The sequence below is a fragment of the Leptospira perolatii genome, from assembly GCF_002811875.1.
In the GTDB taxonomy this organism is placed as follows: domain Bacteria; phylum Spirochaetota; class Leptospiria; order Leptospirales; family Leptospiraceae; genus Leptospira_B; species Leptospira_B perolatii.
On sequence record NZ_NPDZ01000001.1, the window covers coordinates 200379 to 212770 of the forward strand.

9 protein-coding genes are annotated in these 12392 nt (G+C 41.6%); 5 read left to right on the plus strand and 4 right to left on the minus strand.

Annotated features, from left to right (window positions below):
* Nucleotides 1-4 precede the first annotated feature (4 nt).
* On the minus strand, nt 5-322 hold the full coding sequence (locus CH373_RS18860) for a PP-loop family protein (RefSeq protein WP_100712061.1): 318 nt from the start codon (nt 320-322) through the stop codon (nt 5-7).
* A 20-nt stretch (nt 323-342) separates the two neighbouring features.
* Nucleotides 343-2265 carry a GAF domain-containing SpoIIE family protein phosphatase gene (locus CH373_RS00955; RefSeq protein WP_100712062.1) on the minus strand — a complete coding sequence of 641 codons (1923 nt, stop codon included), beginning with the start codon at nt 2263-2265 and terminating at the stop codon, nt 343-345.
* A 245-nt stretch (nt 2266-2510) separates the two neighbouring features.
* Here CH373_RS00955 and CH373_RS00960 point away from each other — a divergent pair, with 245 nt between their 5' ends.
* A complete protein-coding gene (locus CH373_RS00960) occupies nt 2511-4553 on the plus strand; it encodes a sigma-54-dependent Fis family transcriptional regulator (protein ID WP_100712063.1) in 2043 nt (680 codons plus the stop codon).
* A gap of 3 nt (nt 4554-4556) precedes the next feature.
* On the opposite strand, the gene CH373_RS00965 is transcribed toward CH373_RS00960, so the two are convergent.
* Together CH373_RS00965 and CH373_RS00970 are read right to left on the minus strand one after the other, a co-directional pair.
* Nucleotides 4557-4955, minus strand: coding sequence for an SET domain-containing protein (locus CH373_RS00965; RefSeq protein WP_100712064.1), 399 nt, complete (start codon nt 4953-4955; stop codon nt 4557-4559).
* A 99-nt stretch (nt 4956-5054) separates the two neighbouring features.
* Nucleotides 5055-6917: an ABC transporter ATP-binding protein gene (locus CH373_RS00970; RefSeq protein WP_100712065.1), complete on the minus strand. Its 1863-nt coding sequence runs from the start codon at nt 6915-6917 to the stop codon at nt 5055-5057.
* A gap of 281 nt (nt 6918-7198) precedes the next feature.
* On the opposite strand from CH373_RS00970, the gene CH373_RS00975 reads away from it, so the two are divergent.
* From CH373_RS00975 to aroC, 4 genes are all read left to right on the plus strand, one after another.
* Entirely contained in the window at nt 7199-7810 is a 612-nt protein-coding gene (locus tag CH373_RS00975; RefSeq protein WP_100712545.1) for an ACT domain-containing protein, read from the plus strand.
* Nucleotides 7811-7961: 151 nt separating this feature from the next.
* The gene (locus CH373_RS00980; RefSeq protein ID WP_100712066.1) at nt 7962-9440 is read left to right on the plus strand and encodes an HD domain-containing phosphohydrolase; all 1479 of its coding nucleotides are present in this window, start codon (nt 7962-7964) and stop codon (nt 9438-9440) included.
* A 161-nt stretch (nt 9441-9601) separates the two neighbouring features.
* On the plus strand, nt 9602-11107 hold the full coding sequence (locus CH373_RS00985; RefSeq protein ID WP_100712067.1) for an HD-GYP domain-containing protein: 1506 nt from the start codon (nt 9602-9604) through the stop codon (nt 11105-11107).
* A gap of 72 nt (nt 11108-11179) precedes the next feature.
* Nucleotides 11180-12325, plus strand: a complete 1146-nt coding sequence (gene aroC / locus CH373_RS00990) for a chorismate synthase (protein ID WP_100712068.1) — start codon at nt 11180-11182, stop codon at nt 12323-12325.
* The last annotated feature ends 67 nt before the right edge of the window (nt 12326-12392 follow it).

Consider the following 12392-nt stretch of genomic DNA (forward strand, 5'->3'; position numbering starts at 1 on the left):
TCTTCTAAGCTATACCCTGACTTTTTGGAAAAGAGTGGTACGTTTTTTTTTTAAATATACTTGGAAGCTCGAAAGATTCCATGTGATTACGAATCTGGTCTTCCTGAATTTGGTTGCTTCTGATAGAATGATCTAAGTGATAAAGGATTGGGTCTTTTTGCAAAAGATCCTGTTCTTTCATCCATAAATAGAAGTGAACAATTAAGGTGGAATCTTTTCCGCCTGAGTATGCGATGATGGCGGGACTTTTGGTTACCAGATCTTCGTATTCTTTTAACATTTCCCAGATCTGGGAAAAGATGATTTGGATATCTTTACTCATCGATGCTAAGGTTGATCGACTTACGAGTGTCGACTCATGCCTACTAAGGTGATATCGTCAGCTTGAACCTTTTCTCCCGTAAAGTGTTTAATTTCTTCTAGGATTTTTTCTAGCAGGATAGAGATAGATAGATCTTTATTTTTCAAGACGCAATCTTCGAGTCTATTCATCTCAAAACATTCGCCTTGGAAATTAGAAGCCTCCCAAACTCCGTCCGTACACATTAAGAAAAAATCTCCCGGGTCTAGGGAAAATTCTCCGGCGTTTTTGAACTGGCTGATCTCTGAATCGATTCCTAGGACAATTCCTTCTGTAGGTATTTCTTCGATTGAATTTGTGGACCGTCTGAAAACAAGAATGTGACCCTGCCCGCCTCCGCTAAATCTAAATCGGTTTCCGGAGCGATCCCAGTGAATCATAGTGAGAGACATGAATCTTGGAGTTAAGAGATCTCTAAAGTAATTTTGGTACAGATAGGTATTTACTGTTTCTATAATTTCCCAAGGTGCAGGACTAAGCCTGACCAAAGAATGAATCACTGTGCGGACTGTAGCCATAACGATTCCAGCTGGGACGCCTTTTCCGCTCACATCTCCTACGCAGATATAAGTCTCTTTATTTCTAGGGTCGGTGATAAAGTCGTAGTAATCTCCTCCTACACCGATCGCAGCCCGCATCACTCCTGCAAAATCGTATCCTGGGTGTTCCGGCATTTTTCTAGGAAGCAAGGAAAGTTGGAGTTCCTTTGCTATTTCAATCTCCCGATCAAGTCTTTCCTTTTCGGCGCTTTGATGGAACAAGCGAAAGTTTTGTATCGAGATTCCAGCTTGGATAGAAAACGCATTCAGAACATCTATCTCTTCAGGGCTCCAATGTAAATTTAGAGCCTTGGAAAGGAGTATCCAGATATCTGATTCTTCTTCGTGCAGAACAGGGAGAATTGCAATATGAGATGCTTTAAAACCCAAATTCTCCCATTCAGGGATCTCCTTAGATTCGAGGAGCTTTACGTTTTCCTTATGTTCAAGAAGAGATTCCCATCTTCCTTCTAGCTTTTGACTCAATTTGATTTCTAGGGCTTTGTGTCCTTTGAACAAAAAGTGCCCTTCGTAGAGAGGATTCTTTCCGTTTTTCCCGTTTGTCTTTTCAATAATTGCATAGATTTCGTTTTCGGAAAACTCAGTCAGTGAAAGTAAAATGACCCTAAAAATTTCCGTTCTGTATTTAAAGCCCAAACTACTTAGTTTCAGTGCAGCAGAATGCAAATTACGAAAATTTCTGGACTGAGTTTGAGATACTTCAAAAAGAATTCGATTTTTTAGAGTTACCGCAAATTGACTCGCGATTAATTCGAGAAAGTATCTGTCCTTTTCAGCTTGGTAAGGATTATCCTCCTCATAATCCACACTGATTAGACCCAATACTTCTTTTTTCAGATGGATCGGAACAGCCAAAGCTGAGACCGCACCGTTCAATCTTCCATACTGTCGGAACTGTTTGATTTTCTGTTCTTGAAATCGATAATATACTGATTTGCAAGTGTCTACGCACTGGCTCAAAGGTCCGGAGTCTTCGCCTTTTCGGATTTCCATGCGAAATGCGACCTTTTCTAAACTTCCACCTTTCCTATTTCGGTAAGACTTAACTAATATCTTGTCCAACCTAGGTTCATACACCATTACGGAAATACCAGGTTGGCCTAATTTACGAAACGCTAATGCGGTAAAATTTTTCAAAAGATCGTCTAGATTCGGACTCGTATTAAATAAGGAGAGGAACTCCAGCAGAACTTCGTTGGATAAACTCGGGCCCTCGGGAGGCCTGGCCCGAACATTTCTTCTTTTTTCAAGGATCCATTCTCTTCCGCAGGATCTGCAGTGAAACTTTCCAGACCGAAATTGACCTTCAGGTGAGTAAGATTCGCCACAAAATACGCAGGACATTCGAGTTTTAGAATATTCTATTTCACGCTTCTGGAAACTGTTTTACCCGAAAATCTGACAAAAATGAAAGCAATGCAGGTTATGACCTTGAAAAAATAGATCAATTTGAACTAAATCTAGCGAAATGCCTTTCTTTTAAGGTTTTTTCCTTGACCGTAAAATCGTCAATTCGCACCTTTTTTAAGCAGATGTCCGGTTACATTAAGCCAAGCCCCCTTCGACATATCCAAGAAGTTGCCACCGCAATGAATTCTACCTTAGATCCGGATCGTTTGCTCGATCTGATTCTGGAAAGATGTATTCAAATTTGTGAAGTAGGTTCCGGATCTCTCATGCTGGTCAGCAGACAAGACGAGGTTTTGGACATAGTCACCTTTCGTGGTATGAATCCTTCCATTCGTACCAAGGTGAAACTGAAAGTCGGCGAAGGGATTACAGGGATCGTAGCCGCTTCCGGGGAAGGGATGATCGTCAATGACGTAACCCAGAACCCGCATTACATTTCTATTAAGGACGAAATTCTGTCCGAGTTAGCGGTCCCGATGATCGTAGAAGATGAGACTATCGGTGTTATCTCACTTGATTCTAGCCGCAAAGGTGCGTTTACCGAAGAACACCTCGAACTGGTCTCAACTCTCGCCAATATGGCGGCGCAAATATTCAAAAATTTGCAAATATTCAGACAGCTGGAACAGAAGAACAAGATTCAGCAAGTACTCATTGATATTTCTAGAACTGTCACGTCCACTCTGAACTTACGAGAAATTTTCGGAGATATAATGGATCGATTAGACAAGTCTCTGAACCTAGAAAGGGGATCCATAGTTCTATTCGATTCGGAAAAAGGAATTCTAAAGTTAGAAGCTGCATCCGGACTTACTGCAGAGGAGATGGAGAAAGGAATTTATCTCCCAGGTGAGGGAGTTACTGGTCGAGTCTATGAATCCGGAGAAGCGGTGATCATAGAATCGATCGCTAACGACGAAAATTTTTTGAATCGCTTAGGAAACGCGGCTCACTTCAAAAATAATCCGGAAAGCGTCAGCTTTCTCGCCGCACCAATCAAATCTGACACGGATGTATTAGGAGTGGTCAGCGTATTTTTTGTTCATAAAAAGTATGTGGATTTGAAAACGTACCTAGACTTTCTTCAAGTCGTTGCTTCTATCATTTATCAGGCAATCAGAATCCAAAAGCTGATCGATGAAGAAAAGAGAGAGATTTCTCGCGAGAACGTATTATTAAAACGTGAATTAAAGAATAAGTACAAGTTCGGCTCTTTGATCGGAAAATCCAAAGCGATGGAAAAACTCTTCGAAATGATCCAACTAGTCTCCGACTCAAGAGCTTCCGTTTTGATTACAGGAGAATCAGGTACAGGAAAAGAAATGATCGCGTCCGCGATTCATTACAATTCTTCTCGCGCGGATAAACCTTTTATTAAGATCAATTGTGCTGCGATTCCTGAAAACTTACTCGAATCCGAATTGTTCGGTCATAAGAAAGGCTCTTTTACTGGAGCAGTAGCTGATAAGAAAGGGAAATTCGAAATGGCCGATACCGGGACCATTTTCCTGGACGAGATCGGAGAAATGGATCTGAACTTGCAATCCAAGCTTTTGCGTGTATTGCAAGAAAAGGAAATCGAAGCAGTAGGATCTACAAAGCCAAAGAAAATTGATGTGAGAATTATCGCGGCTACAAACGCTAATTTAGAAGAGTTGATCTCTCAAAAATTATTCCGACCGGATCTGTTCTATCGATTAAATGTGGTCAATATGGTGACTCCTCCTCTGCGCGAGCGTACAGAAGATATTCCACTGCTGATCAACCATTTCATCTCAAAATATACCGGTGAAAATTCCAAGAAGATCAAAGGGATTACTAGAGAAGCCCACAAACTATTGATGAGCTATGGATGGCCGGGTAACGTAAGGGAACTAGAGAACGTAATCGAGAGAGCTGTTGTTCTCTCTCAATCCGATATGTTGGATATCCAAGATTTCTCGGAGATTAGCGGTAGAATTCTCTACGGTGACGAAACTGAACAAATAGAAGCTGGCGATACTGAAGGAGCCGTCGAAGTGGCAAGCTCGAGATTCTCTCCTTCCCACTTAGATGCACTTGATGGTAGAGCGATCGAAGTCGTTGTGGGCGAAGTAGAAGCGCGACTGATCAAGTACGCTATGAAAAAGTTCAAGTACACCAAAACTAGAGTCGCAAAGTTTTTGGGGATTAACCGAAATACTTTGGATAAGAAAATTAAAGAGCTAAAGATAGACTATTAAAAGCTAGTTGGGAAGTTTTTCCGACCAGTGTTGATCAAACTTTTTGTAATTGCAGGTAAGTTCCTCGCCTGCCTTTATTCTTCTGATTGCCCGATCCTTGCCCATCGGATTGCTGTCTATATCTTCTGATGCTCTGACTTCTATCGTATTAGGATCATCGCTATGGTTCATGAACCTTGAGTTGTCCACGCAGAAGTACCAGTTCCCGTTCGATAGATAAGAATATGTGTGGATCAATTCGATGAATCGTTTCGGTAAGGCTTCGACTTCCTCTTTACTGAGAATCCAAACGGTTTTCGGATCGAATTCCCATACTAATTCTCCTTCTTCAATATCTCGGCCGGCAAATAGGCCGAGTCCTCCAATCGGAGAATTGTCCACGTAAGTAGGTACCTTGAGCATACTTCAATGAGGAAAAGTTTCTTATGTAAAAAAGCAAGAACGTTTGGGTTCGTTTACGAAGCAATCTTACCTTTTCTAACCTCTTGGGCAAACAGCGGCTTACATTGCGGAAGCCGGAGCAAGACCAGGTTCGGGAGAATAATAAGGCTCTAATTTTCCATTTCTTAAAACCAGAACCTGATCCGCGGCTTGCAATCCTGTGAGTTTATGGGTCACAGATACGATTGTCCTTCCTTCTCGGATCCGTTGCAAAGTTTTCAGGATTCTGGCTTCAGTAACCGGGTCCAAAGCGGAAGTCGCTTCGTCCAAAAGCAGTATTTGCGGATTTCGAACAAGAGCCCGCGCGAGGGCTATCCTTTGTTTTTCTCCACCGGAAAGTCTCGTTCCTTTTTCTCCTAAAATCGTTTCATAGCCTTCAGGGAGGCTGCAAATGAATTCGTGAATTTCCGCGAGTTTTGCGGCTTCTATCGCTTCTTCTGCACTTGCATCAGGTCTTCCCATACGGATATTTTCGAGTATAGAAGAGTGGAAGAGGTAGGTATCTTGAAAAACGATTCCCATCAAAGAGTGCAGAGATTGGCGATTAATTACGCCTAGATCCGTACCGTCCAAACTTAGCTTTCCGCTATTTGGCTCGACGATTCCTAGAATAAGTTTAAAGATCGTGCTTTTTCCTGAACCGGAAGGGCCGAGTATAATCGTATAGCTTCCTTTTGGAATTTCAAGGTGGAGGCCATTCAAATTCTTAGTACGGCCTTTATACTTGAACTCTACATCTTCTAAGAGAATTTTAGATTGGAATTCAGAAATCGCCACAGATTGAGTCTGAGCTGTTTCAAAAACAGGTGTCCTCAATATTTCCAAAATACGTTTTGCAGATCCGCTTGCTTGGTTTAGCGCGGGGAAATACTGAGATACATACAGTAGAGAATAGCTTAAGTTTAAAAAAGGAGGAAGAAAGGCGGCAAAAGCCCCTACGCTTACCATTCCATGAAAAGCGAACCAAGCTCCTGCAGTTAGTAACACTGCTTGCAAAAGCAGAATTCCACCCGACGCGGACCTTTCCAAATAAGAATTCGTTAATCCAAGTCTGAGCGAAACTCCGAAAAGCTTTTCACAATTTCCTCTGAACTTTTCCCAAAACACTCCATCCAAATCGTACACTCGGATCAGATTCTGTGCCGAAACAGATTCTTCTACTGCATTTAGAACTCTGGCCTCTTCGCCTTTTCTCTCATAGCTAGCATGAGTGGATCTTTTGGAAAAGAACACTGGACCCACAAAAGTCACCGGCCAAATCAGAGCAGCAATCAGCCCAAGCTTCCAATCTAGAGCAAATAGGAGTGCTGTTCCGAAGATTGCTTCTAAGAGCGGGGAAATTCCCCAAGGGATAGAAGCCAATACAGCATTTTCTAATGAAGCAAGGTCCGAGGAAAACCTGGAAAGTATGTCCCCCATTCTAGTATTCGCATAAAAGTCTAGGCTAACTCTTTGCAGATGAATGAATAATTCTTCGCGAATGTCTCTGATCGCTCTAGCAGAGATCCAATTGTATAAGTAATCCCTTACTGTTCCTACAGCGGTAATTAGGATCGTACCACCAACAAGAGTAGCTCCAGTAATATATAACATTGCTTCTTTCTTTCCGATCAAAGCTTCATCGATTAAAAATTTGAAAGAAAATGGAATCGTAGAATATACAAGAATTTCTGTTATTAAGAGTCCAAGTACGGTCGCTAATCGAAGTTTATACTTTCGGAAAAATCTAGCGAGACCAAATAGAATCAGTAAGGGGGATTCGTTAACTGCCTCACTCTGCACTAAGTTTGGCGTAAGAGAAGCCGAGTAGGATCCCCTCGCGACTTGACTTCCTGGTGGAGCCTTAGGCGAAGATATAGGTGTGCCTTGCGCCGGTTTTTTTCCTAACTTGAACCCGTCTCTGAAAGTTTGTTTATTTTGCATATATGTATCCGGGGAGCTCTTCTAACTAATTGGACTTACGCCCAGTTTTGGCCGATTTCCTTAAATTTCGCCCGTTATTAACCAAAATGCTTTCGGGAAGAACCCAAGTTGGCGAGGTATTTTCCTCCTACTTCTGTCACATAGAAGAAAAATTTTTAGAGACAGAATTCATAAATGATATCTGCTATTAGGTTAGACTGTAGGTCAAAACAAGCGAGAAGGCACATTTTTAGGTGTTCAATTGAATGTCGGTTTTTAGTGTACAACCGGATCACCATGCGATGATAGATTTCCATTATAAGGAAGAGAATGGTTTTTACCGTGTAGTTCTTAAGACTTCTGAGACTGCGCCAGGTACATTACATAAAATGGTTAAAGCCATTTATTTTATGGGTTTTGAAATTGTTTCGGGAGACATCCGTACAATCCGTGAAGGAAACTCGTTTTTAAGCCAAGATGAATTCGTGCTTCGTTCTAGTGAAACTGACTCCAAAATTAAGGCATCGAAACTCGGTATCCTAATGTCCTCCGTGTTTTCTGAAGAAAGTACTTTGGAGGAAATGATCCAAACTTCTAGCGAAATCGATATTCGTAATACTTTTCATCTAAACCAAGATTCCAAATTAGAATTTCAAGATTTGCCCGACGGTAGTGGAACCGATTTCTTTTTGGAAACCGCTGATAGAAAAGGGTTATTGTACTTTATTACCGGAGTATTAAAAGACCTCGGCATAAACATTATTTCTGGGGAAGTGAGAACAGATGATGTCTCTCACAAAGCAAAAGACAAATTTGTGCTTACGGATCCGAAAACAAATTCAGGTTTTGCTGGCTCTTCTTTGGAGGAGCGTATTCGCAGGTATATTCTTCAAAGTAGCTTAAATCAGGTTTAATCACAAAAAAGAATTTCGTCAAATAGGGTAACGTGAAATAATTAAGCGTGAAATAGTTTCATCTTGCCTATCCTATCGTTCTGATCAGAATACTGATTTGGATAGCCGTTGAAATTACTCGAAAAAATGAATCGGATCAACTTTCCAGAGAATGGACGCTTCTAAGGACCTGCAGAAATTTGATTTTACTGAAGATGTTATCCAACACTTCCGTGAGAATCGCATCATACCGGTAGATTTTTACAATAAGACCGGTCAGATTTTAATTCATAAAAAAGATATGGCTTCGGGGGAAGATATCAGTAAACTCCTGAAGTTTGAACAGCAAGGAATCTTTTTTCTAAAATCAGAAATATCTAAAATAAAGCCCGGACGAAAAGGTGGGGATGTTTCGTTTACCAAATTGGTAAATACGGAACTGACTTCCGATATGGCCAAAGGTGCTTCTGATTTGCTTCTGGATATTAAAAAGTATCCCTTGAACGGAAGCCACGTTCGGGAAATAAGCAAATCGATCGATTCAATATTAGAAGATTTTAAGGCTTCTCCGGATATGGAAACCGGACTGGTGAACATTATTGAAGTCATGTCCACGGCCGGAATGCCGGTAGATTCGGAGGTTTTGACAAAAAGAACTGTCGTCGCGATGGCAATGAAAGTGCGCGCGGCAAAAGCTTTTACAAAGGCAGATCTAAATCAAAAGAAGTCAGAACAAGTCAGTCTTATGATGGCTTCTTACTTGGCGGACATCGGTTATACTCAGATGAAAATTCCCACGCATGGAAATTTGAAAACCGAGGAGCTGGAATACATAAAAAACCATCCGATTATTAGCTATCTGATGGTCGCAAATTTGAACGAACTGGATGAATCAGTAAAATCTATTGTTCTGAACCACCACCGACCGCATAAAGGTGAAGGGGTGAACAACAATTACCCGCAAACTAAAAACTTAGTCCAAAAACTAAACTTTTATAAAGATAAGTACAAGACCGATTACAAAAAATCTTTGCTCGTCGCCGATGTACAAAAACAGCTAAAGAATGTACTTATAAACAATATCTCACATGAAGATATCGGAATCATATCAATTGCTGGCGAATTCGCGTCCTTGACTACGCAGCAACCTTGGCGTCCGCCGATCGAAGCTCTGACAGCCATGAAACTAATTTTGAACAATAGTTTCTTCGCCTATAATGAAAAAACACTGAAGGATTTTTACGACCACGTAGGGCTTTCTCTCTGCGATAATCAGCCTTTTATTAAGGTCGGGGATTACGTGATCGTCGCCTCTCAGGATTCGAATCGAAAAGTGTTCTTTGAGATTTGTGCGATTCGTGAATCCAACAAAAATTCGATTCGACCTATGCTTGAGAGAATCGGTACGATTCAGCCTAAATTTTCAAATAACGGAAAAATCAGAATTTCCGGGTTTGAGCCTGCCAGCCTTAAAATCGACCGCAGAAGAGCGATCTTTAACCTGGATCGGAATGCCGACCCGAGAAGAATTATCTATTTAATCGATCCCGAATTAGATCCTGAGTTCTACGAGTCCTTGGACCAAAAGGCGCGTGACGTATTCGGAGTGAAGACTTCGACAGGAGATACTGAAGCAGTTGCTACAACTTAAATTATTTTTTTTGCGTGTTTTTTCTAAAATTAATTAAATTTAATAAATAATTTATTTACTGTTCCTAAAGGGATATTGTTTTTTTAACCATTTCGCGTCATAAACTTCTAGATAAAAATATCTATTTATGCTTCGGCAGCTGGTGTGAGGGAATATGGAGAATGGGTACAGACGCAGCGCAGGAAATTACTCACATAGATGAGGATTCAATTAGGTTCGAAAGATTCGAATTTAATTCCGAGGTCATTAAGGGCTTTAGAACAAACAAAATCATTCCGGTAGATTTCTATAATAAACACGGACAGATTCTGATTCACCGAAAAGATTATGCAAGTGATGAAGATATCAATCGGCTTCAAAAGTTTGAGGCACAAGGGATCTACTATTTACACTCAGAACGAAACAAAATTCGAATTGAATCCGAAGATAGACCGGATGCGATCAACGGCCAAAGAGTTTCGTATGTAAAATTAGTTAATCCTCAGCTAACTTTGCAAATGGCCAGAGAGGCTTCGAATTTGTTGATGGAACTGAGAAATTATCCGTTAAACGGGAACCATATCAAAAGAGTTGCTCATGCAATCGATGTGATTTTGGAAGATTTTACTTCCAGCTCGGATACAGAGCTCGGGCTAGTAAACGTAATCGAAGTCATGAAAAGCGTCGGAGTTGACGTAGACTCGGAAATACTCACTAAAAGAACAATTATTGCGATGGCGATGAAGCTTCGCGGTTTAAAGGCGCTGTCTATTAAGGATTCGCAAAAGGTCAAGGACCAGCAATTGGATCTGATGATGGCATCGTATATGATCGATATTGCAAAACCAAGGATGAAGTTCCCCACGCATAGTGGGCTTACACCTCAAGAATACGAGTATATCAAAAATTGTCCGATCGCAAGCTATTTGATGATCGCAAACTTAGCTTCGATTCATCATGAAGTAAAGACTTGCGTATTGAACGGTCACCGTCCTTATAGAGGAGAAGGCTTGAACAATAATTACCCGGCGACTTTGCCATTGATGAAGAAGCTCGCCGAGTACTGGGGAAGATATAAAGAGGACCCAAGCAAGTTAACTCTTGTCGAAGATCTGCAAATCCAGTTGCATCTTCTACAAACGAATAACTACGGAGAGGACGATCCTGCGATCATTTCTATTTCGGGTGAATTCGCATCGCTTACTACACCTCAGAGTTGGAGAAATGCTTACGAGGATGTAACTGCGATGAAGCTGATTTTGAATAACAGCTTTTTCTCATACAACGAAAGAGTTGTAAAAGACTTCTTCGATTTCATGGGGCTAAGTCTCTGCAACAATAAGAGCGTTCTGAATCCGGGAGACTATATCATCGTAGTTTCAACCGATTCACAGAGAAAAATCCATTTCGAAACGTGTGTGGTTAAAGACATTGTAAGGCACCAAACTCGACCACTCTTGGAAAGGATCGGAACAATCAGACCTGTACTTACGAACAAAGGAAAGATCAGAATTGCGGGATATGATGGTAAGTCCTTCCGACCAGATCGTAGAAAGGCCGTATTTAATTTAGCAAATTCTGTGGACCCTAGAAGAGTAGTGTATGCAGTCGATCCTACTTTGGATCCTCCGCTTTTTGAATTGGTAGATAAACACTATCGACACACTGCACCGAAATCTGTCGCTTAACCGTTAGGTTTTCCTACATGAACCGGAAACAGGCTTTCTTCCTTTCAGGGGATTGAGTTTTCTGGTTCATGTATGCCTTCCAGTTGGGGTAAAATTTTCAGAGTCAGCACATTTGGAGAATCTCACGGCGAATCTGTGGGAGTCGTAGTGGAAGGAGTTCCTGCAGGAATTCCAATACGAATGGAAGAAATCCAAAAAGATTTAGATCGTCGAAGACCAGGCCAAAGCGATCTTACTACTCCTCGAAGCGAATCCGATACAGTCAGAGTTGTATCGGGAGTCTTCGAAGGCAAAACGATCGGTAGTCCCATTGCCTTGATCGTAGATAACAAGAATACGATCTCAAAAGATTATGAAAACCTTAGGGAAACATTTCGCCCTTCTCATGCAGATTATACCTACCAAGCTAAATACGGTTTCAGAGCTCATGTGGGAGGAGGCAGATCTTCTGTGCGAGAAACTATTGCTCGGGTTGCCGCCGGAGCAATTGCAAGAATGATTCTAGAAGATGACCTAGGGGTTCGCACTGTAGCCTGGGTAGATTCGATCGCAACTATCGAATCCGGAATCAAGGAAGATCGCTTTCCATCCACGCGTGAAGAAGTAGATGCAAACGAAGTCAGATGTCCGGACGAACCGACTGCGAAGAAAATGCGCGAACTCATCCTTAGGATGAAGGAAGCAGGCGATAGTGTAGGAGGAAATATTCGCTGCGCAGTTTGGAATCTTCCTCCCGGACTTGGTGATCCGGTATACGACAAGCTAGACGGTGATTTAGCAAAAGCAATTCTTTCGATTCCAGCCTGCAAGGGCTTTGAAGTCGGCTCCGGATTTTTAGGGACATTGCAAACCGGAAGTACGCACAATGATGAATTTTATATAGAAGAAAGTTCTGGAAGAGTACGAACTCGGACGAATAATTCAGGCGGATTGCAGGGTGGAATTTCCAACGGGGAAACCCTGGTGGTCCGAGCAGCATTCAAACCAACTTCGACTATTTTCAAAAAACAAAATACAGTGAATATTGAAGGCAAAGAAACTACTTTGCAAGCTAAGGGGAGACACGATCCCTGTGTGCTTCCGAGGGCAGTCCCGATTGTAGAGGCGGCAGTAAACTTGGTTTTGGTAGACGCTTATCTTTATCAGAGAGCTCTCAATCCTAGCTGGTTCAAAAAATGGGCGAAGCTTCCCTCATATTACGACGATCTAAAACTCTAGTCGAAACCTAAATGCAACAGACAAAGAAACGGTTGCCAATCGTAGCATATACGGTTCTATAGAAAGT